This is a genomic window from Mesorhizobium sp. B2-3-13 (assembly GCF_006442195.1).
GTDB lineage: Bacteria > Pseudomonadota > Alphaproteobacteria > Rhizobiales > Rhizobiaceae > Mesorhizobium > Mesorhizobium salmacidum.
In genome coordinates, this window is the sequence record NZ_VFVQ01000008.1 from 53,740 (window position 1) to 73,989 (window position 20,250).

Consider the following 20,250-nt stretch of genomic DNA (forward strand, 5'->3'; position numbering starts at 1 on the left):
CAAATTCTAAAAAGTTAACAGGAGAACCTGCGGTGACGGACCACGGTCTGTTGCACCGCCGGTCGAGCCATGCCGGACCGCGCAGCAGATTTTTTGAAAGCATTGGGATGACCGAGCAACGGTTGATGTCTGAGCTGGACCGGCTGGTTTCCGAAGGCCGGAATCCAGGGACCGTCGACATCGACTTGCTGCCGACCATCGACGTGCTGCGCAGGATCAATGACGAGGACAGGCTTGTCCCGGCGGCCGTCGAAAAGGTGCTGCCGGAAATCGCCACCGCGGTGGATCGGATCGTGCTCGCCTTCCAGAAAGGCGCGCGGCTTGTCTATATCGGCGCCGGCACCAGCGGCAGGCTTGGCGTGCTCGACGCTTCGGAGTGCCCGCCCACATTCGGCGTGCCCGAAGGCATGGTGGTCGGCCTGATCGCCGGTGGGTCCGACGCCCTGGTGCGCTCAACGGAAGGCGCCGAGGATGACCCAAAGATGGGCGCCAAGGCCTTGCAGGACATCACGCTCACACCTGACGACGTGGTGGTCGGCATCGCGGTCAGCGGGCGCACGCCTTATGTGATCGGCGGGCTGACCTATGCCAAGAAGATCGGCGCGACGACCGTCGCGCTGTCCTGCAATCCGGCCTCGGCCATTGCCGGCATCGCCGAGATCGCCATCTCGCCGGTCGTCGGTCCGGAGGTGCTCACCGGCTCGACGCGGCTGAAATCGGGAACAGCACAGAAGCTGGTGCTCAACATGCTGACCACGGCTTCGATGATCCGCATCGGCAAGAGCTACCAGAACCTGATGGTCGACCTGAACCCGTCGAACAGGAAGCTGGTCGTCCGGGCGATCAGGATCGTCATGCAGGCGACCGGCTGCACCGCGCCGCAGGCGCGGCAGGCGCTCGACCGGACCGGCAATGACGTCAAGCTGGCGATCCTGGTCACCATCACCGGCCTCGACGTCGAAGCGGCGCGGGCCGCTTTGGCCAAGGCCGGAGGGTTCCTGCGAAAGGCGATCAGCGACGAAGCGGCCTGAGGCCGCTTTAGACAAGACGGCTAAAGCCGCTTTAGACAAGACGGCGTGAAGCCGCTTTAGACAAGACGGCGTCAAGCCGCATAGACTGGGCCGATACTCCAAAGCATGTGTGCCTTGGAAGCGGCCCGCGGAAACTGCAAGGCATCGAGTTCAATAATGGGAGACGAGAATGGTTCATCTTACAGGAAGGCTGCTTTCGGGCATCACCCTTGCCGCGATGCTCGGCATCGCCACGGTTTCGGCGCAGGCGGCGACATTGCACATGGCCTGGTCGCAGGACGCCACCGGGCTTGACCCGCACAAGCAGACGGCGTTCTCGTCGCTGCGGCTTTTGGAGCTCATCTACGAGCCGCTGGTGCGGCTCGACGCCAGCCTGCAGATCATCCCCGCTATCGCCACCTCCTGGGAATTCTCGAAAGACGGCAAGGAGCTGACCTTCAAGCTCGATCCCAAGGCGAAATTCCAGGACGGCACGGCGGTAACCTCCGCCGACGTCAAGGCGTCGTTCGAGCGCATCCTCGACGAGAAGACGGGTGCCGCCGCCCGCGCCAACTTCCTGTCGATCGCCAGCATTGACACGCCTGATGCGGCGACCGTCGTGTTCCACCTCTCGCAGCCCGACGCGCCAATCCTGACGGCGATGAGCGACGTCAACGCGGCCATCGTTCCGGCGGCTGAAATCAAGGCCGGATCGATCGGCACGAAGACGGTCGGTTCCGGCCCGTTCAAGCTCGACAAATGGGACCCAAACGCCAAGGAAGTCCTGAGCGCCAACAAGGACTGGGCCGGCGGCGCGACCGGCGTCGACGGCATCGAGATCAGCGTGCTGCCCGACGAGGCGGCGATCCTCGCCGCCATGCGCACCAAGCAGATCGATTTCGCCCTGCTCAACGACCCGCTCGTCGCCACGCTGGTGCCGAAAGAAGCCAACCTGCAATTGAACCGTGTACCGGTGCTTGCCTATAACGTGCTGCAGCTCAACCCATCGCGCAAGCCGATGACCGAGCTCAAGGTGCGCCAGGCGATCTCCTGCGCCATCGACCGGCAGGAGGTGCTGGACACCGCCGCGCTGGGCGAAGGCAAGGTCACCGGGCCGCTGACCATCCCGGCGCTGGCGACCGATCCGAGCCAGTTGTTCTGCTACAAGCGCGATGTCGAAAAAGCCAAGAAGTTGATGGCCGAGGCCGGCTTTGCCGACGGCTTTTCGGCGACCGTGATCGGCGCCACCGGCGAGCCGCCGACGGCGGCGGCGGAAGCCCAGGTCATCCAGTCGCAGCTCGCCGAAATCGGCGTCAAGCTCGACATCAAGATGATGGAGCTCAACGTCTATGTCGACGCCTGGCTGAAGGGCGATTTCGACATGGCGATCGCGCTCAATGGCGGCCGGGCCGACCCCTATACGATGTACAACCGCTACTGGACCAAGGCTGGCAATCTGCAGAAGGTGGCGAACTATATCGACGATACACTCGACAGCCTGATGCAGCAGGGCCGCGCCGAGACCGATCCGGCCAAACGCAAGGCGATCTTCGCCGCGTTCGAGAAGCACCTCGCCGAGGTATCGCCGTGGATCTGGCTCTACACCTCCTACAGCTACACGGCCCAGCAGAAAAACATCGCCGGCTTCGTGCCGACGCCGACCGGCACGCTGTTCAGCCTGAGCAAGGTGACCATCCAATAGCGCCGGATTCGGCAACGGGACGAGAGGTCTTCCTGGCGTGAACTATCTCTTGCGACGGCTGGCGACGTTTCCTCTCGTCCTGCTTGGCGTATCCATCCTGGTCTTCGTCGCGATCCGGATGGTGCCTGGCGATTCGATCACGGCGATGCTGGGCACCGAGGCCGGCCTGCTGACGCCGGCACAACGAGATTCGCTCGCCGCCTACTTCGGCATCGACCAACCCTGGTTCGTTCAATACTGGCGCTGGATCGGCGGCATCCTGCACGGCAATTTCGGCATCTCCGTCACCTATGGCAGGCCGGTTCTCGACGTCATCCTCGAGCGTTTTCCGCTGACGCTGGAATTGGCAGTGCTGTCAATGATCATCGCGCTTCTCGTCGGCATGCCGGCCGGCATCTACGCCGCCACGCACAACGAAAAACCGTCCGACCTTGGGGTGCGCATCGTCGCCATGATCGGCCAATCGACGCCGAGTTTCGTGCTTGGCCTCTTGATCATCTACACGCTGTCGGCCGGCTTCGGCGTGCTGCCGGCGATGGGCGAATTCGCGCCGCTCTGGCAGGATCCCTTGCGCAATCTCAGCCAGCTGATCCTGCCCGCCATCACGCTCGGCTTCGCCTTCGCGGCGTCCGTCACCCGCATCGCGCGCTCGGCGATGCTGGACGTGTTGAGCGACGATTATGTCCGCACGGCCCGCAGCAAGGGCGCTTCGGCGCGCAGTGTCATCTGGCGGCACGCTTTGCCCAATGCGCTGATCCCGGTGGTGACGCTGAGCGGCATAGAGTTCGGCTACCTCCTGGGCGGCGCCGTCATCGTCGAGCAAATCTATGCCCTGCCCGGCCTCGGACGCATGGTGCTCGATGCCATCCTGCAGCGCGACTACGCGCTGGTGCAGGGCAGCGTGCTGTTCATCGCCTTCAACTTCATGATCGTCAATCTCCTGGTCGACCTCGCCTATGTCGCGCTCGATCCGCGTATCCGGCTGGGGGAACAGTGATGCGGATCCTGCGTGCCATCTTCGGCCATGGCAGCGGCCGCATCGGCGGCGTCATCGTGTGCGTCTATCTGCTGCTCGCCATCCTTGGCCTGTTGGGGCTGACGCCGCACAATCCGATCACGCAATACCGTATCGACCGGCTGCACGCGCCCGGCGCCGCCTACTGGATGGGCACCGACCTGTTCGGCCGCGACGTCGCCAGCCGCCTGATGGCGGGCATCGGCCAGTCCTTTACGGTCGCCTTCTTCTCGGTGGCCTTCGCGTCCCTTGCCGGAACGGTCCTGGGGCTTGCCGCCGCCTGGCTCGGGCGCCGCTGGGACGGCGTCGTGATGCGGATCACGGACGTGCTGCTGGCCTTCCCGGCGATCCTTCTGGCGCTGCTTATCGTCACCGTCGCCGGACCGGGCACATGGACCAGCGTGGTAGCCATCGGCATCGTCTACACGCCGATTTTCACGCGCGTGGTGCGGGGCCCCGCGCTGTCGCTCAAGACACGCGAATTCGTCGATGCCGCGCGAACCTTCGGCAGCAGTTCGAGCTATATCGTCACGCGCCACCTGCTGCTCAACCTCGTGGCGCCGTTGACTGTGCAGGTGACGCTGGCGCTCGCCTGGGCGCTGCTGACCGAAGCCGGCTTGAGCTTTCTCGGCCTTGGCACGCAGCCGCCCGCCGCGTCGCTCGGCCTGATGCTGAGCGACAGCCGCAATTTGATGGAAACGGCACCCTGGCTGCTGATCTTCCCAGGCCTGGCGATCATGATCAGCATTCTGGGCTTCAACCTTTTGGGCGACGCCTTGCGCGACATCCTCGACCCCAGGATGCGGAGAGTGTTGGCATGACCCCGCTGCTGTCGGTCTCGGACCTGCGCGTCGGCTTCGGCCGCAATCCCAAGGCCAATGAGGTGGTGCGCGGGGTCAGCTTCGATGTCGCCGACGGCGAGACGCTGGCCATTGTCGGCGAAAGCGGCTCGGGCAAATCGGTGACGGCGCTGTCGATCAACCGGCTCGTCGATTTCGGCGGCGGCGGCATTACCGGCGGTTCCATGAAGCTGAAGCGGGTCGATGGGACCGTCTTCGAGTTGGCAGCCGCGACTGAACCGCAACTGACCGGCATTCGCGGCGCCGAGATCGGCATGATCTTTCAGGAACCGATGACCTCGCTCAACCCGGTGCTGACCATCGGCACCCAGATCGAGGAATCGTTCCGCCTGCATCGCGGACTGACGGGCCCGCAAGCCACGGCGGCAGCCAGGGACGCGCTCGACCGCGTGCGCATTCCAGATGCCGCGCGACGGCTGAAATACACGCCCAACCAGTTGTCCGGCGGCATGCTGCAGCGGGTGATGATCGCGATTGCGCTCGCCTGCAATCCGCGCCTGCTGATCGCCGACGAGCCGACGACGGCGCTCGACGTCACCGTGCAGGCACAGATCATGGCGCTGCTTGCCGAGCTGAAGCGCGAAAGCGGCATGTCGATGATCTTCATCACCCACGATATCGGCCTGGTCGCCGGCATCGCCGACAAGGTGATGGTGATGCAAAACGGCCAGGCCGTGGAACAGGGCGAACTGAACCAGATCCTCGACCGCCCGCAGCATTCTTACACGCAGCACCTGCTGCAGGACGTGCCGCATTTCGCCAGTGGCCGGGCGACACGCGTGGACGGACAGCGCGACAAGGCCGTGAACACGCAAACGGCCTTGAGGGTCGATGGGCTCGTGGTTCGGTTTCCGCTCAAGAGCAGCTTCTTCAGTCGCGCGACCGGCGCGGTGCATGCCGTCGACGGGGTCGATTTCGACCTGATGCAAGGCGAGACGCTGGCCATCGTCGGCGAGAGCGGCTCGGGTAAATCCACCACCGCCAAGGCGGTGCTGGGGCTGGTGCGGTCGACACGCGGCAGCTTCTCGGTCGGCACGCGAACGGCCACGTCGGAGCGCGGCGCCAAGCCCGTGCAGATGGTGTTCCAGAACCCCTACGCCTCGCTCAACCCAAGGCTGACCATCGAAAGCATCCTGGCCGAACCGGTGATCGCCACCGGCGGGCGGGCGGATGCCCAAACGCGGGCCAGAATGGCGAGCCTGCTCGAACGCGTCGGCCTGCCCAAGGACAGCCTGGAGCGCTACCCGCATGAATTCTCCGGCGGCCAGCGGCAAAGACTGTGCATTGCCCGCGCGCTGATGCTCAACCCGTCCGTCGTGGTTCTCGACGAAGCGGTGTCGGCGCTCGATGTCTCGGTGCAGGCCAAAGTGCTGGAGCTGCTGCTCGACCTGCAGCGCGAATATGCGCTGGCCTATCTGTTCATCTCGCACGATATGGCCGTGGTCGAGCGGATCGCGCACCGCATCGCGGTCATCTATGCCGGCCAGATCGTCGAGATCGGCGACGCGCGGTCCGTGCTGTCGAAGCCGAGGCATTCCTATACGAAGAAGCTGATCGCCGCCGTTCCGACCATCGACCGGCGGCACGAGCATTTCGAGATCGACACGCGCCAGGTGCCGTCGCTGGTGCGCCCGCAGGGGTTTGAGCCGGCTCCGGCGAAATGGGAGCGGTTTGGAGGGGATCATATGGCGAGGGTGGAGGCGTGATGGCCCAGGGATATGTAAGGTCGGCGGGACAGCGCTACCTCTCCGAAGGAGGCCGGCATTGAGTAGCCTCTCCCAGCTCTTCGACCGCGCATTCGCGCCCTTGGCAACGGCAGTGACCGCCAGACGTATCCCTGGCGGCGTGCTCGGCATTGTCAGCCGCGATGGCGAGCGCATCGTCCGCGCAATCGGCTCGGCGCAGCTCGTGCCGAAGCCGCGGCCGATGCGGGAAAACACCTGGTTCGACCTGGCGTCGCTGACCAAGGTGATCTTCACAACGCCGCGTATCCTGGCGCTGGCGCAGGACGGCATCATCGATCTCGACGCACCGCTGATCTCGGTGCTTCCCGACCTTCGCCAATATGACGCCAACGCCTGGGAGCGGAAGGTGACCTTCCGACAGTGCCTCGGCCACCAGACGCCCTTCCCCGCAGTCGAGCCGATCTACACCTACGGACGCGATCCCGAGCTGCTGCGCGCCTTCATCCTGCAGCGCGAATGGCGGGCGCGCGACCCCGTCTATTCCGACATCAACTTCATCCTGCTCGGCTTTGCGCTGGAGCGGCTTTCGGGCAAGAGCATTCGCGCCATGGAGCCCGGCCCGAGCTTTGCCTGGTCCACGGAACCCGATGCCGCCGCGGCGACCGAGGATTGCACCTGGCGCCACCGCGTGCTGTCCGGCGAGGTCCACGACGACAATTGCTCGGCGTTGCAGGGCGCTGGTCACGCAGGCCTGTTCGGTACGGCCGCTTCGGTGCTCAACTTCGCCCGGGGACTGCTGGACGGAACCGGCGCATCGGAACAATCGGTCGCGCTGATGCGCGCGCCGTTGTCGGCCACCCGAACCCATGGTTGGGAACGACCTTACGAAGGCTGGTCCGGGGGTGCGTTATGCAGTCCGGGAACGATCGGCCATACCGGCTTTACCGGTACGGGACTGTGGATAGACTTCGACAAGAGCAAGGCGTGGACCTTGCTCACCAACCGCATCCATCCGACACGTCATTTCGACAGCGGCATCGTCTCGCTGCGGCAAGCCGTCGGCGATCTCATCAACAGGGGCTAGGGATAGACCATGGAACCAATCTGGGCTGCCGGCCTGATGACCGGCACCGTGCTTGACGGCAACATCGACGTGGCGCTGATCAAGACCGATGGCGAGCGGATCGAGGATTTTGGCACCTACCGGCTGATGCCCTATTCCCCGTCGATCCGCTCCTTGCTGGAGGAGACGCTGACCGCGGCCAGGGCCTGGAATTTTGTCGGGCCGGAACCGGCGATCTTCAGCAAGGCGGAAGAGGCGCTGACGCGTGCGCAGTCGGCGGCGGTGAAGGAACTCGTCGAAGGGTACGGCATGACGATGGCCGATATCGGCGTCGTCGGCTTTCACGGCCAGACCGTGCTGCATCGCGCGCCGCAGGTCGGACGGTTCGGCCAGACCCGCCAGCTTGGCGACGGCGAGTTGATGCATGAGATCCTCGGCACCAAGGTCGCCTATGATTTCCGTTCGGCCGACATGCGCGCCGGCGGGCAAGGCGCGCCACTGGCAGCCGCCTATCACACCGCGCTGATGCGCAGCGCCGGCGCCAGCGGCGAGGTGGCCGTGCTCAATCTCGGCGGCGTCGCCAACATCACCTGGTGGGACGGCGCCGACAATGTCATCGCCTTCGATACCGGCCCCGCCAATGCGCCGCTCAACGATTTCATCAAGTCGAAAGGGCTCGGCGAAATGGACCGTGACGGCGCGCTGGGCCGCGCGGGCAAGGTGGACGAAGCCCGGCTCGCCAAGCTGTTGCAGCATCCCTATCTGACCAAGGCGTATCCGAAATCGCTCGACCGTTTCGACTTCAGCGCGGCCATGGCCGACGGCCTGAACGCCGAGGATGGCGCGGCGCTGCTTACCGCGTTTACTGCCGCCGCAGTCGGCAAGGCGCTCGACCTTCTGCCAAGCCGGCCGAAGAAGCTGGTGGTCAGCGGCGGCGGCCGTCACAACCCGACGATGATGGCCATGCTCGCCAGCCGCGCCGGCGTCGAGGTGGTGCTGGCCGAAAGCCTCGGCTGGAGCGGCGACGCGGTGGAGGCGGAGTGCTTTGCCTTCCTCGCGGTGCGCGTGCTGCGCGGCCTGCCGATCAGTTTCCCGAGCACGACCGGCGCACCGGAACCGATGCGTGGGGGAAAGCTGGCTGACTGATCACGCGGGCGATAGATTCTTCTGCAGGAAAATTCGGCTGCGGCCGACCGGGAAATCGGCCAGCGTCCCAAAAGGTTGATAACCTTGCCGTTGATAGACCTTGGCGGCGTTGGGATTAAAAGTGTCGATCCAGGCATTTTGGCAGCCGCGTGCCACGGCTTCGCGTTCGGCTGCGTCCAGCATCTGGCCTGCCATATGCTGGCCGCGCAGCCTTTCGTCGACCCACAGCCACTGCACGTAGAGCCAGCCCCAGGCGGTGTAGCCCGAGATGCCGGCGACGACAGCGCCGTCCTCGTCGCGCACAAATACGGCCAGTGCCTTCCTTTCGGACGCGCCGACATCGCCGTCGTTGAACGCCGTCAGCCGCTCACTGAGAAAGGCGAGTTCTTCCGGCACGGGATTTGCCGTCGTTTCAAGTGTCGTGTTCATGGCTCTTTCCGGATTGCGCGGTTGGAAGCGTCAAGAGGGCGGAAGTCGGATGCGGCAATGCCGTAGCGCTTGAGCTTGTCGTAGAACGTCTTGCGCGGCACGCCGAGCGCGTCGATGGCGCCGCGCACGTCGCCGCCATGATCGCGCAGCGCGTCGCGGATGAGCTGCGCCTCGTATTGCCCGACCCGCTCGGGCAGTGCGGCGGCCGGCTCCGGCAGCCGCGCGACTGCCCTGGTTTCGTCATCGGGACCAAGTCCGAGCGCGACGCGATCGGCGAAATGCGCGAGCTCGCGCACGTTGCCCGGCCAGTCGTGCGCCTGGAGATGATGGCTCACGGCGGCGTTCACCTTGGCGACAGGGCGGCCAAACCGCTCCGCCGCCTTGCCGAGGAAATGGCCGAACAGCATCGCGATATCGCCGCGCCGCTCGCGCAAGGGCGGAAGGCGCAGCGTCACCACGTTGAGGCGGAAATAGAGGTCCTCGCGGAAATCGCCGCGCTGGTCGGGCCGGCCGAGGTTGACCTTGGTCGCCGCGACGACCCTGAGATCGAGGCGCCGCGTCTCGTTCGAGCCGAGCGGGGTGAGGCTGCGCGTCTCCAGCACCCGCAAGAGCTTGACCTGCAACGCCGGCGGCATGGATTCGATCTCGTCGAGGAACAGCGTACCGCCGCTGGAGTGCTCTATCCGGCCGATCCGCCGCCGCTGCGCGCCGGTGAACGCGCCGGCCTCATGGCCGAACAGCTCGCTTTCGATGACGGTTTCGGGCAGAGCGCCGCAATTCAATGCGACGAAGGGCTTTGCGCGGCGGCGGCCCCACCGGTGCAGGAGGTCGGCCACCACTTCCTTGCCGGTTCCCGTCTCGCCTTCCACCAGCACGTCGACATCCATGTCCGCGATCTGGCGCAAGGTTTCACGCAGTCGGCGGATGGCGGGCGCCTCGCCGATCAACGGCATGCCGTCGGCAGCAAGTGCCGCGGCTTGGCGCAGCCGCCGGTTTTCCATCACCAGCCGCCGCTTCTCCGATGCCCGCTTCAGGGCCTCGACCAGGCGCTCCCCCGCATAGGGTTTCGGAATGAAATCATAGACGCCGTCCTTGAGCGCGGCGACGGCAAGATCGACATCGCCATGCCCGGTGACCAGGATCACCGGCAAGTCGGGGTCAACAGCCTTGACGCGGTCGAAGAGCTGCAGACCGTTCATGCCGGGCATACGGATATCGCTGACGACCACACCATCGAAATCCGTGTCGACGACACCAAGCGCTGCCTCGGCGGCGTCGAGCGCGATCACCGTGAAGCCGGCAAGTTCAAGCAGTTGCGTGGTGGCGTGAAGCAGGTCCGCATCGTCGTCGACGAGCGCCACCAACCCTGATCCCTGCGTCATTCGATCCGCCTCAAGTCGATGGTGAAGGATGCGCCGCTGGCCGTGTCGGGGTCGAGCCGCAGCGTGCCGCCCAATTCCTGGGCGATCTCCTGCGAGATCACCAGGCCGAGGCCAAGCCCCTTTTCCTTGGTGGTCTGGAATGGCATGAACAGATTGCCGGCGGCTTCCGGCCCGAGGCCGGGACCATTGTCGCGCACCGAAATCAGCACCCTGTCGCCACGTTCGGCGAGGTCGATCTCGATACGGGGATCGGGCCGGTCCTTCATGGCGTCCAGCGCATTCTGCAACAGGTTGACGAGAATCTGCTCCAGCCGGATGCGGCTTGCCATCACCAATGGCGATGCGTTACCGCGCGGCTTGACGATGGTGACGCCGGAATCGCGGATGCGGCCGGACAGAAGCGACAACGCGCCCTCGATCGCCTCGCGCACCGGCAACGGCGATGCCGCGACGCCGGGCCGGCGGGCAAAGGTGCGCAGCGTGCCGGTGATGGCGCCGATGCGTTCGGTCATCGACACGATCGAGGTCAGATTGGCGCTCGTCGGTTCGGTCTTGCCGGCCTCGAGAAACCGGCCCGCATTCTCCGCATAGGTGCGGATCGCGGCGACCGGCTGGTTGATCTCATGCGCTACGCCGGCGGCGATCTGGCCGAGGATGGAGAGCCGGTTGGCCTGGGCGAGATCGTCGCGCAGCCGGCGGACCTTGGCCTCGGCGTTTTCGCGCTCGGCAATTTCGCCGGCAAGGGCCGTGTTCGATCGCGTCAATTCGGCGGTCCGGGTGCTGACGCGGCTCTCGAGCTCGGTGTTCATGCGCGCCAGCGCCTCCTGCCGCAGCCGGCGTGTGCGACGCCGCCGGGTGAACACATAGGCAAGCAGCCCCATCAGCAGCAGCCCGAGCAGTGTCGTCAGGCGCGCCGTGTTGGCGGCGGAGGTCATGGCGGCATCGGCGGGTGTCAGCAGCCACAGGCGCCAGCCGGGGACAGCACCGGGCAAGTCCTGCACCACCTCGACAAACCGGCGCAATTTTCCGGCTTCGTCGATTGTCGCCAGACCGTCACCGGCGCCACGCCGTATCGGCAGCGGCTCGAAGGCGGCGTCGATCAGTTGAAGCCGGTCATGCGCCGCGGCGGCGTCCGCGGCGGAGAGCGGCGCCAGCGCATGGAAGCGCCAATCGGGCTGGCTGGTGGCCAGAACGACACCGCGCTCATCGGTGACGAAAACGCGAAAGCCGCTGGCGCGCCAATTGGCTTCGACACCGCCGAGTTCGACCTTCAGAACCGCGACGCCAAGCGGTTTGCCACCATCGTCGACACGGCCGGCGAGGTAGAGACCCGGCTTGCCGCTGATCGTGCCGAGGCCATACTGGCTGGCCGCGCCGTTGGCCATCGCATCGGTGAAATAGTGACGAAAATTATAGTCGATGCCGACAAAGCTGTCCGGCTGGCCGGCATTGCTGGCTGATATCGCCATGCCCGCCGTGTCGATGACATAGATGGCCGAGGCCGATGCATCGCCGGCTATGGCCTTCAGCTTGGCGTCGAGAGCGGTTTCCTCGACTTTCCCGGCGCGGCGCAGCGCGGCGCGCACCGCATCGTCGCGCGCCAGCACCAGCGGCACGAGACGCTGCTTTTCGATTTCGCCGGTCAGGGTTCCGGCCGCCAGCGGCAAGGCGGCAAGTGCCCCGTCGCGCAAGTTGCCGGCGGCCTGATCCTCGGCGATGCGCCCGGCAACGGCGACTGCTCCCACCAGCACCGCGAGCGCGATCGCCGCAAGCAGCCAACGGCCGCCGCGCAGGCGCACTACCGCTTCGCGCAACAGGTCGCGGGCAGCAAACCCTGGGGCTTCGCTATCGATGCGCTGTCGCGGCGTCGGCCCTCTCCCTTCCCTGCACGGCTTTGGCCCCAGTCTAATGCGAAATTCCGCCAGGGCAAACAAGACCTGTGCGGAAATCCGCACAAGTCTCCGTCGACAGCAGGGCAGGAATGGCTGAAACCCAGGGATTTCGGCCTATTCGCCATCTGGCACAGCGCTTGCTAAAGTCCTAGCAGCGGCGGGCAACCGGAGCGCCGCGATGGGAGAAGTCACGCAGGGCGGGTTCCGTCCATCCGGCCAGGGAGAGTTCGATGCATATCGCAGACCAATCCGCCGCGCCCGCCGCGCAGCGCAAGCCCCTCTATGCCCAGCTCTACGTGCAGGTGCTCGTAGCAATCACCGTCGGGATCCTGCTCGGCCATTACTATCCGTCGATCGGCGAGAGCATGAAGCCGCTCGGCGATGCCTTCATCAAGCTGGTCAAGATGATCATCGCCCCGGTCATCTTCCTGACGGTCGCAACCGGCATCGCCGGCATGAGCGACCTGCAGAAGGTCGGCCGTGTCGCCGGCAAGGCGATGCTATACTTCCTCACCTTCTCGACGCTTGCGCTCATCATCGGCCTTGTCGTGGCCAATGTCGTGCAGCCGGGCGCCGGCTTCAACATCGACCCGGCAACGCTCGACGCATCGACTGTGAACACTTACGCCGCCAAGGCGCATGACCAGTCAGTCACCGGCTTCCTGATGAACATCATCCCCGGCACGATCGTCGGCGCCTTCGCCGACGGCGACATCCTGCAGGTGCTGTTCTTCTCGGTGCTGTTCGGCATCGCGCTGGCGCTGGTCGGCGACAAGGGCACGCCGGTGCTCAACTTCCTGCAGGCGCTGATGGCGCCGATGTTCAAGCTGGTCGGCGTGCTGATGAAGGCAGCGCCGATCGGCGCGTTCGGCGCGATGGCCTTCACCATCGGTAAATACGGCATCGGCTCGGTCATCAACCTCGCCATGCTGGTCGGAACCTTCTACGCGACCTCGTTCCTGTTCGTGTTCGTCGTGCTCGGTGCGGTCTGCCGCTACAACGGCTTCTCGATCCTGTCCCTGATCCGCTACATCAAGGAAGAGCTCCTCCTGGTGCTGGGTACATCGTCGTCGGAAGCCGCACTGCCCTCGCTGATGGAGAAGATGGAAAAGGCCGGCGCCAAGCGCTCGGTGGTCGGGCTGGTCATCCCGACCGGCTATTCCTTCAATCTCGACGGCACCAATATCTACATGACGCTGGCGGCGCTGTTCATCGCCCAGGCGACGAACATCCATCTGTCGATATCAGACCAGATCCTGCTGCTGCTGGTCGCCATGCTCTCTTCGAAAGGTGCCGCCGGCATCACCGGGGCCGGCTTCATCACCTTGGCCGCGACGCTTTCGGTGGTTCCCTCGGTGCCGGTAGCTGGCATGGCGCTGATCCTTGGCGTCGACCGCTTCATGTCGGAATGCCGGGCGCTGACCAACTTCGTCGGCAATGCGGTGGCGACGCTGGTCGTGGCGCGCTGGGAGGGCGAGCTCGATGAAGCCAAGCTGGCCAGGGCATTGGCTGGTACGGCCGACGACAGCCTGCCGGCGGACATCGTTCCCGCCGAGTAATCCGCCGTTCCGTGAAATGACGATGGCCGCAGGCACCCAGCTTGCGGCCATCGGCCTATGTCCGTGATGTCAGACGGCTTTGCCCAGCGGCGACTCGCCTATGGCGCCGAAGAAATGGCAGCGCGACGGATCGACCTGCATCGCGATCCGGCGGCGCAGCTTGAGCTCAGCCATTGAAGTCCCTCCTCGTGTCCGGATATGTGCTTGGGCCGACAGGCATGGGAGCCGCCAACGTGCCGAAATCGTCGAACAGGACAAGGCTGGCGGCACCAACCAGCCCGGCGTGGCGGCCGAGCTGGGCCTGGACGACCGGCACGTCGCGATAGGCGAGCATGGCGCGCTGGCGGATGATCGCCCCGATGACGGGCGCCATCAGGTCGAGGCCATTGGCGATGCCGCCGCCGACGACCAGCACGTCGGGCGAATAGAGATGCAAGAGATTGGTGAAGCCGATGCCGAGCCAGCGGGCCTCCTCCTCGAGCAGGGCCACAGCGAGATCATCCTGCAGCCGCGCGGCCTCGACCACGTGGCGTCCCGTCACCTCAGCGTTGGCCGACAGGCGGCGCAGTGTGGAGCCATCGAAGGCTGACGTGGCCGCATTGGCGCGGCGGCCGAGCGCGGTTCCCGAGGCGATGGCCTCGAAGCAGCCGACGACGCCGCAAACGCAGCGCTCGCCCTCGTTGGTGATGGTCATGTGGCCGATCTCGGCGGCAAGGCCGCGGCGGCCATGCAGGATGCGCCCGTCGGCGACGACGCCGCCGCCGATCCCGGTCGAGACGGTGACGAAGACCAGCGAGCGAGCGCCGTGGCCGGCGCCGAAGCGCCATTCGCCAAGTGCGGCCGCATTGGCGTCGTTCTCCAGCCGCACCGGCAGGCCGAGCCGCCGCTCGAGGATGTCGGCCAGCGGCACGTCCTGCCAGCCGGCCAGCGTCGGCGGTCCGACGGCGATGCCGGCCAGCGGATCGAGCGGGCCCGGCGCGCCGACGCCGACGCCGAGGATCGACAGCCCCGGCGCCTCGGCATGGACGGTCGCGGCCAGCGCCTCGATCTGGCCGATCACTGCATCGGGGCCGGCCTGCGCCTGCGTCGGCACCACCGCGAAGGCCAGTATCTTGCCGTCACGGTCAACCAGAGCGGCACGAAGCTCGCTGCCGCCAAGGTCGATCGCAAGAGCGGCTTCAATGCTCATCAGGCCGCGACCTTCAAATCATGCAGCCAGCCGATGCGGCCGGCGAGATCCTTGTCGCCGAAAGCGAGCGAACCGAGCACCACGGTCTCGGCACCTGCCGCGCGAAGCCGCGGCACGGTTTCGTGGCGGATGCCGCCATCGGCGGCGAGCACCACAGCCGCCTCGCGGCCGGCGTTCCGCAGGATAGCGCGGGCCTCGCCCAGCCTGTCGCAGGCTTTCTCCGACAGGCCCTGGCCCTTGACCCCGATCGCGGTGCCGAGAAGCGTGACGAAAGCCACCTCGGAAACGAAAGGCGTCACCGCCTCGACCGGCGTTTCCAGCCTCAACACGACGCCGGCTTCGGCGCCGAGTGCACGCGCCAGCCGCGCCGCGCGCAGACCCGATTCGCCATTCTCGGCATGGACGCTGATCATGTCGGCGCCAGCCTCGATGAACTGGCGGGTCTGTTCTTCGACGATCGCCCCGTCGACCATCAGATGGACGTGGATGGGCTTGGCCGTCAGTTTGGCAATGCGGGCGACGAGATCGGGGAAGAACAGGAAGGACGGCGCGAAATGGCCGTCCGCGACATCGATGTGGTGCAGATCGACATAGGGTTCGATGCGCCTGAGGTCGCTCTCGAAATTGGCGAGATTGGCAGACCACGATGAGAATTCGGCGATCAGACGGTCGCGCGGCAATGCGGCGATGGCGGCCGGACCTGACAGGGCTTTCGAGATCATGATTGTTCCTGGTTGTTGAAATTGCTGTCGAGGAAGCTGCCGATGGCGGCACGGATTTCGGCGAAATGGCTGTTCTTGTCGATAGCCTTCGGCGTCACCTCGGCGAAGACCGCGTTCGGGATCGTTTCCGCCAGTTCGCGGGCGGTCGCCACGGGATGGACGAGATCGATGCCGCTGCCGATGACCAGCGTGGGCCTTTCAAGGCCGGCGGCTTCGGCCCGCGTCACACCAGGCCCATCATTGGCGATCGACTGCATTACCTCGGCGAAGACGGTTGCATTCTCGCGCTCGAAGAAGCCGAGCAACGAAGCGAGATTGTCCGGGGCCTCGCTGCGAAAGCGGGTTGCCGTCGCGGACGACGCGAAGGCATCGCGCGCCTCGTCCAGCGGAAGCCGGTCGATGAGTTCCGCCACTTCGACGTAAGGCTGCATGTTTTGAGGCGCCGCGTCGAAAGCCCAGGCCGGACGCACCAGCAAGAGGCCAGAGACGCGATCCGGGTGATGCAATGCGAGGCGCAGCGCGATCGCCGCGCCCATCGAGATGCCGCCGGCGACAAAGCGCTCCATTCCCGCCGCATCGGCGGCAGCCAGCACATCGTCGGCGAACATCGCAATCGAGAACGGACGCTCGCTGCCGGCACTGGCGCCGCCTTGCGCACGGCATTCGACGGTCAGCCGGCGGCGCGACAGGCCGTCGGGAAAGTTCTGCGCCACCTGGGCGGCATCGCCGCCGAGGCCATGCTGGAAGACGATGGGAAGGCCCTGCCCCATGTCGAAGACACGGAGCGCTGCATCGCCGCGCAGCATGATCGTCGGCGCGACACCCATCAGAGCAGCCTTCGCAGGAAGATTGCGACGCCAGGAGCTTCATCGGCGGGCAAGCCGTGCGTGACGAGCGCGCCATCGAAACCCACGCCCTTCAAGCGCGCGACGAAGTCCGGGAAGTCGACGACGCCCTGGCCTGATGTGGCGAAGCGGCCGTCGGCGAAACGGTCCTTGGCATGCGCCATGGTGATGTGGCCGGCTGCCTCATCGATCGCGGCGGCGACGATGACGTGCGCTTCCTCCGGCGTTGCATGCTCGAACAGGTTGGCGGGATCGAGCACTATCTTGAGATGTTTGGAGCCCATGTCGGCGATCAGGCGCATCGCATCCCCGGCCGAGGTGACGATGTTGGCCTGCTCGGGCTCGATGCCGAGATCGACGCCGGCATTCTCGGCGAGCGCCAGCGCCTTTTCCATCTCGGCGGCCATGTCGGACCAGGCCGCCGGCGTGATGTTGTCGGGATGATATGCCCATTGGTCGGCTGCGTTGCGCGAGCCGGTGCAAAGCGTCACCAGCGGGATGTCGAGGGCTGCCGCCGTTTCGATGACGATAGCGAGGCGGCGAAGTCCGTCGTCGCGCACAGCCTTGTCGGGATGCGCCATGTTGTAGGTGCCCGACAGCGCGGCCAGCAAAACGCCTGACGATCGCGCGGCGGCGCGGATGGCGGCGACGGCATCCGCCGGCACGACGTCCGGCATCGACGGCAGGCCGGCGCAGGCGAGATTGAACTGCGTCGTCTCGTATCCGGCCTGCTTGACCTTGGCCAAGACGGCGGCCGGATCGGTGCCCGGAAAAGTCTTGGCGAAGATGCCGAGGCGCATCAGACGGCACCCGAAACCGAGGCAAGTTCAACCCGTTCGCCAGTCTCGACAGAACGGGCAATCGCCACCATGGCGCGGATCGAGGCGATGCCGTCCTCGACATTGGCGCCGCGCATCGGCGCGCCGTTCAGAACCGTGTCGGCAAGGCCCTCGAGCTGGCGACGGAAGAAATGGCCGTCGGCGCCGAGCGGTTTTCGCGAGGTCGCGTCCTTCTCGTGGAAGATGTCGACCTCGCTGGCGCGGAAATACCAGGGGTTGAACGTCTTGGCGATGACCGAACCATTCTCGCCATAAAGCTGAAACCCTTCGTGCCAGTCCATGCGCACGGCGACGGTCAGGTCGAGATGGCCGAGCGCGCCGCTGGCGAATTCGGTCTCAACAAACCAGCAATGGGCGCCGAAGCGCTCGTTGAGGCGGGCGCGCACGGCGACGATCTCGCCGCAGAGGAAGCGCGCGGTGTCGACGAGGTGCGAGCCGTGCGCCAGCATGAAATACTGCCTGAGATCAGCCTTCGGATTGCCCGCAGGTTTCTTCGCCAGCTTGCTGGTGACGGGCAGCGGCTGCACCGCATCGGTGTTGGTGTAGCGATGGGTGGAATCGCAATACCAGGCCTTCAGCGCCAGCACGTCGCCGATCTCGTCGCGGACGAAGTCGCGGGCGGCCTCCAGCGCCGGGTCGAAACGCTTCATGTGGCCGACCTGCAGCACCTTGCCGGAGTGCTTGACCGCCTCCGCCAGGGCCTCGCCTTCCTCGATCGAAGTGCCGATCGGCTTTTCGCAGAGAACATGCTTGCCGGCATCGAGCGCCTTGATCGACATCGGCACGTGATAGGCATCCGACGTGGCGACGATGACCGCTTCCAGTTCGGGATCGGCGAGCATGGCGTCATAGTCGGCATACATCTTCTGCGGTTCATAGGTGGCACCCATGCGGGCGAGCAGATCGGGTGCCGCATCGCAGATGGCGTGGAGGTCGGCATTGCCGGCCTTGACGCAGGATTCCAGATGCGCGAACTGCGCGATCGGGCCGCAGCCGAGCACACCGACCCTGAGGCGTCTGTCCTGTTTCTTGATCATCGTCTCAGGCCCCGTAGCCGCGCATCGTCTGGCGATTGGCCTTGACCGCACCGGCCGGATCGGCGGCCGCGGTGTCGGATTCTTCTTCCAGCACCAGCCAGCCGTTGAAGTTCGGCGCGGTACCGGCGATCTCGATGACTTGTGGCGTGTCGCAAACACCTTTGCCCAGCATCGCCCACGTGCCCTTGGCGTCGACGTCCTTGAGGTGGATGTAGCGAATGCGGTCGCGGTAGGTGGTGAGCGTATCGGCCATATCCTTGTGGCCGCGCAGGATGTGACCGGTATCCGGCACCCAGCCGACCAGATCGGCGTCGAGCAAGGCAAAGATCGCATCGTAATCGGCGCGGTCGAACAGCAGCGTGTTGTGATGGGAACTCGGATGCACCGCGATCTGGACACCGGCCTTGCGGCCGAGCTCGCCGGCCTTGTTGTACAGCTCGGCCGCGATAGCGAATTTGTCGTCGCGCGGCCCGTTGGAGACGACGGTCGCCGAGCCCATCGACACCAGCGCATCGGGAAAGTCTGCCACGAAATCGATCCAGCGCCTGGCGGTTTCGAGGTCGGCGCCGATCTCATCCTTCAGCGTAAAGCCGCTCTTCGAACCGAAGGCGAAGGAAATGAGCGCCAGGCCAGACGACTTCAGCGCGGCGGCGAACTCGGCTGGCTTGCCGGCGTAGCCGCCGATCATGGTGTCGGTGATCTCGATGCCGGCGTAGCCGCCATCCGCGATCGCCTTCAACAGATCGTCGGGGCCACCGGTGAACCGGTCTCCCAGCATTTCCCAGGTGAAGGTCTGGCAGCCGACTTTGAGGTCTTTCACGTTCATCCTTTCATTCCTTGATTCCGCCTATTCCTTGAGGCGGCCCTGCGTCAGGCTTTCGATGATGTGGCGCTGGAAGAACAGCACGAGCATGATCAGCGGAACGGGACGGCCGAGGCCGCGGCGATATCGCCCGCCAGCAGATAGGGTCCAATGATCTATTGCAATACACGGGGCCTGCTCCGTCAGTTCTCCTTGGATGGACATCCTACTTGACCGAGCCTGCGGTCATGCCGGCGAGGAAGAACCTCTGGGCAACGAGGTAGATGAGCAAGAGCGGTAGCGAGCCGAGCACGCTCATCGCCATCATCTGGTTCCATTCGAAGGCGTGCTGCCCCATCAACAGCTGTATGCCGATCGGGACGGTGCGCATGGACGTTGACTTCGTCAGCGTCAGCGCAAAGAGAAATTCGTTCCAGCATAACAGGAAGGTGTAGACCGACGTCGCCACGATACCAGGCAGAGAAATCGGGACGATCACTCGCCAGAGCGCTGTCCAACTCGTGCCGCCGTCAACGGCGACGGCTTCATCGAGATCGCGTGGCAACGTGTTCAGGTACCCTGTCATCAGCAGGATCGCATAGGGCAACGTAAACACCAGGTAGGTCAGGATCAGCGCCACATAGGTGTCGAAGATGCCGTACGAAACGACAAGCCCGAAGAAGGGGATCAAAAGTGTGATCGGCGGGATCGTCTGCGTGCTGATGATGAGCGTGTTCAGGCTACCCTTGCCGCGGAAGTTGAAGCGGCTGAACCCGTAGGCCGCCAGCAAGGCGATCAGCACTGTCAGCACGGTCACCGCTCCCGCCACGAAGTAGCTGTTGAAGAAGAAGCGCAGCTTTACCGGGTCGCCGAAGATGGCTGCATACGCTTCCAGCGTGAAGGCCTTCGGCAGGATGGTTGGTGGCAGGGCAAAGATTTCGGTATTCGACTTGAACGAGCTGCTGAGCATCCAGTAGATCGGGAAGGCTGCGAAGAACAGCCCTGCCGCAAGAGCAACATGCAGCGCGACGGTGATCAGTTTGTCTTTGCCAGAGTTCCGTTTCCTCATGGCG

The 20,250-nt window shown here is 65.2% G+C and carries 18 protein-coding genes; 8 read left to right on the top strand and 10 right to left on the bottom strand.

Annotated features, from left to right (window positions below; genetic code table 11):
- The first annotated feature begins 107 nt into the window (after nucleotides 1-107).
- The 7 genes from murQ to FJ941_RS11645 all read left to right on the top strand — a co-directional run bounded on the left by murQ (nucleotide 108) and on the right by FJ941_RS11645 (nucleotide 8,481).
- Complete coding sequence (gene murQ / locus FJ941_RS11615) at nucleotides 108-1,031, top strand: N-acetylmuramic acid 6-phosphate etherase (protein WP_140505604.1); 924 nt, start codon at nucleotides 108-110, stop codon at nucleotides 1,029-1,031.
- A 169-nt stretch (nucleotides 1,032-1,200) separates the two neighbouring features.
- Nucleotides 1,201-2,712, top strand: coding sequence for an ABC transporter substrate-binding protein (locus FJ941_RS11620; RefSeq protein ID WP_140505607.1), 1,512 nt, complete (start codon nucleotides 1,201-1,203; stop codon nucleotides 2,710-2,712).
- Between the two features lie 37 nt (nucleotides 2,713-2,749).
- Nucleotides 2,750-3,709, top strand: a complete 960-nt coding sequence (locus FJ941_RS11625) for an ABC transporter permease (protein WP_140505609.1) — start codon at nucleotides 2,750-2,752, stop codon at nucleotides 3,707-3,709.
- Entirely contained in the window at nucleotides 3,709-4,548 is an 840-nt protein-coding gene (locus FJ941_RS11630) for an ABC transporter permease (RefSeq protein ID WP_140505611.1), read from the top strand. The genes FJ941_RS11625 and FJ941_RS11630 overlap by 1 nt, the downstream gene beginning before the upstream one ends.
- Complete coding sequence (locus FJ941_RS11635; RefSeq protein WP_140505613.1) at nucleotides 4,545-6,293, top strand: ABC transporter ATP-binding protein; 1,749 nt, start codon at nucleotides 4,545-4,547, stop codon at nucleotides 6,291-6,293. The genes FJ941_RS11630 and FJ941_RS11635 overlap by 4 nt, the downstream gene beginning before the upstream one ends.
- Nucleotides 6,294-6,351: 58 nt before the next feature.
- Nucleotides 6,352-7,356 (top strand): serine hydrolase domain-containing protein, encoded by a 1,005-nt coding sequence (locus tag FJ941_RS11640; RefSeq protein WP_140505615.1) that lies wholly within the window; start codon nucleotides 6,352-6,354, stop codon nucleotides 7,354-7,356.
- Nucleotides 7,357-7,365: 9 nt separating this feature from the next.
- The gene (locus FJ941_RS11645; protein ID WP_140505617.1) at nucleotides 7,366-8,481 is read left to right on the top strand and encodes an anhydro-N-acetylmuramic acid kinase; all 1,116 of its coding nucleotides are present in this window, start codon (nucleotides 7,366-7,368) and stop codon (nucleotides 8,479-8,481) included.
- On the opposite strand, the gene FJ941_RS11650 is transcribed toward FJ941_RS11645, so the two are convergent.
- Genes FJ941_RS11650 through FJ941_RS11660 form a run of 3 tightly spaced genes read right to left on the bottom strand, consistent with a single transcriptional unit; the run spans nucleotide 8,482 to nucleotide 12,109 of the window.
- On the bottom strand, nucleotides 8,482-8,910 hold the full coding sequence (locus tag FJ941_RS11650) for a GNAT family N-acetyltransferase (RefSeq protein ID WP_140505619.1): 429 nt from the start codon (nucleotides 8,908-8,910) through the stop codon (nucleotides 8,482-8,484).
- Nucleotides 8,907-10,292 (bottom strand): sigma-54 dependent transcriptional regulator, encoded by a 1,386-nt coding sequence (locus tag FJ941_RS11655; RefSeq protein ID WP_140505621.1) that lies wholly within the window; start codon nucleotides 10,290-10,292, stop codon nucleotides 8,907-8,909. The genes FJ941_RS11650 and FJ941_RS11655 overlap by 4 nt, the downstream gene beginning before the upstream one ends.
- A complete protein-coding gene (locus FJ941_RS11660) occupies nucleotides 10,289-12,109 on the bottom strand; it encodes a sensor histidine kinase (RefSeq protein ID WP_246673789.1) in 1,821 nt (606 codons plus the stop codon). The genes FJ941_RS11655 and FJ941_RS11660 overlap by 4 nt, the downstream gene beginning before the upstream one ends.
- A 305-nt stretch (nucleotides 12,110-12,414) precedes the next feature.
- Here FJ941_RS11660 and FJ941_RS11665 point away from each other — a divergent pair, with 305 nt between their 5' ends.
- Nucleotides 12,415-13,743 (top strand): dicarboxylate/amino acid:cation symporter, encoded by a 1,329-nt coding sequence (locus tag FJ941_RS11665; RefSeq protein WP_140505625.1) that lies wholly within the window; start codon nucleotides 12,415-12,417, stop codon nucleotides 13,741-13,743.
- 166 nt (nucleotides 13,744-13,909) lie between these two features.
- On the opposite strand, the gene FJ941_RS11670 is transcribed toward FJ941_RS11665, so the two are convergent.
- From FJ941_RS11670 to FJ941_RS11705, 7 genes are all read right to left on the bottom strand, one after another.
- Nucleotides 13,910-14,932: an ROK family protein gene (locus FJ941_RS11670; protein ID WP_140505627.1), complete on the bottom strand. Its 1,023-nt coding sequence runs from the start codon at nucleotides 14,930-14,932 to the stop codon at nucleotides 13,910-13,912.
- Entirely contained in the window at nucleotides 14,932-15,654 is a 723-nt protein-coding gene (locus FJ941_RS11675; protein ID WP_140505629.1) for a D-allulose-6-phosphate 3-epimerase, read from the bottom strand. The genes FJ941_RS11670 and FJ941_RS11675 overlap by 1 nt, the downstream gene beginning before the upstream one ends.
- Nucleotides 15,651-16,481 carry an alpha/beta hydrolase gene (locus FJ941_RS11680; RefSeq protein WP_140505631.1) on the bottom strand — a complete coding sequence of 277 codons (831 nt, stop codon included), beginning with the start codon at nucleotides 16,479-16,481 and terminating at the stop codon, nucleotides 15,651-15,653. The genes FJ941_RS11675 and FJ941_RS11680 overlap by 4 nt, the downstream gene beginning before the upstream one ends.
- Complete coding sequence (locus tag FJ941_RS11685; protein ID WP_140505633.1) at nucleotides 16,481-17,299, bottom strand: sugar phosphate isomerase/epimerase; 819 nt, start codon at nucleotides 17,297-17,299, stop codon at nucleotides 16,481-16,483. Before FJ941_RS11685 ends, FJ941_RS11680 begins: the two co-directional genes overlap by 1 nt.
- A complete protein-coding gene (locus tag FJ941_RS11690) occupies nucleotides 17,299-18,375 on the bottom strand; it encodes a Gfo/Idh/MocA family oxidoreductase (RefSeq protein WP_140505635.1) in 1,077 nt (358 codons plus the stop codon). The genes FJ941_RS11685 and FJ941_RS11690 overlap by 1 nt, the downstream gene beginning before the upstream one ends.
- A gap of 4 nt (nucleotides 18,376-18,379) precedes the next feature.
- Complete coding sequence (locus FJ941_RS11695) at nucleotides 18,380-19,201, bottom strand: sugar phosphate isomerase/epimerase (protein WP_140505637.1); 822 nt, start codon at nucleotides 19,199-19,201, stop codon at nucleotides 18,380-18,382.
- A 202-nt stretch (nucleotides 19,202-19,403) separates the two neighbouring features.
- Nucleotides 19,404-20,246 (bottom strand): carbohydrate ABC transporter permease, encoded by an 843-nt coding sequence (locus FJ941_RS11705; protein ID WP_140505639.1) that lies wholly within the window; start codon nucleotides 20,244-20,246, stop codon nucleotides 19,404-19,406.
- Nucleotides 20,247-20,250: the final 4 nt, after the last annotated feature.

Bases quoted from the DNA above. Each gene is read 5' to 3' on its own strand.
- murQ (WP_140505604.1), top strand. From the start codon at position 108: ATGACCGAGCAACGGTTGATGTCTGAGCTGGACCGGCTGGTTTCCGAA.
- FJ941_RS11620 (WP_140505607.1), top strand. From the start codon at position 1,201: ATGGTTCATCTTACAGGAAGGCTGCTTTCGGGCATCACCCTTGCCGCG.
- FJ941_RS11630 (WP_140505611.1), top strand. From the start codon at position 3,709: ATGCGGATCCTGCGTGCCATCTTCGGCCATGGCAGCGGCCGCATCGGC.
- FJ941_RS11635 (WP_140505613.1), top strand. From the start codon at position 4,545: ATGACCCCGCTGCTGTCGGTCTCGGACCTGCGCGTCGGCTTCGGCCGC.
- FJ941_RS11645 (WP_140505617.1), top strand. From the start codon at position 7,366: ATGGAACCAATCTGGGCTGCCGGCCTGATGACCGGCACCGTGCTTGAC.
- FJ941_RS11650 (WP_140505619.1), bottom strand. From the start codon at position 8,910: ATGAACACGACACTTGAAACGACGGCAAATCCCGTGCCGGAAGAACTC.
- FJ941_RS11655 (WP_140505621.1), bottom strand. From the start codon at position 10,292: ATGACGCAGGGATCAGGGTTGGTGGCGCTCGTCGACGACGATGCGGAC.
- FJ941_RS11665 (WP_140505625.1), top strand. From the start codon at position 12,415: ATGCATATCGCAGACCAATCCGCCGCGCCCGCCGCGCAGCGCAAGCCC.
- FJ941_RS11670 (WP_140505627.1), bottom strand. From the start codon at position 14,932: ATGAGCATTGAAGCCGCTCTTGCGATCGACCTTGGCGGCAGCGAGCTT.
- FJ941_RS11675 (WP_140505629.1), bottom strand. From the start codon at position 15,654: ATGATCTCGAAAGCCCTGTCAGGTCCGGCCGCCATCGCCGCATTGCCG.
- FJ941_RS11680 (WP_140505631.1), bottom strand. From the start codon at position 16,481: ATGGGTGTCGCGCCGACGATCATGCTGCGCGGCGATGCAGCGCTCCGT.
- FJ941_RS11685 (WP_140505633.1), bottom strand. From the start codon at position 17,299: ATGCGCCTCGGCATCTTCGCCAAGACTTTTCCGGGCACCGATCCGGCC.
- FJ941_RS11690 (WP_140505635.1), bottom strand. From the start codon at position 18,375: ATGATCAAGAAACAGGACAGACGCCTCAGGGTCGGTGTGCTCGGCTGC.
- FJ941_RS11695 (WP_140505637.1), bottom strand. From the start codon at position 19,201: ATGAACGTGAAAGACCTCAAAGTCGGCTGCCAGACCTTCACCTGGGAA.
- FJ941_RS11705 (WP_140505639.1), bottom strand. From the start codon at position 20,246: ATGAGGAAACGGAACTCTGGCAAAGACAAACTGATCACCGTCGCGCTG.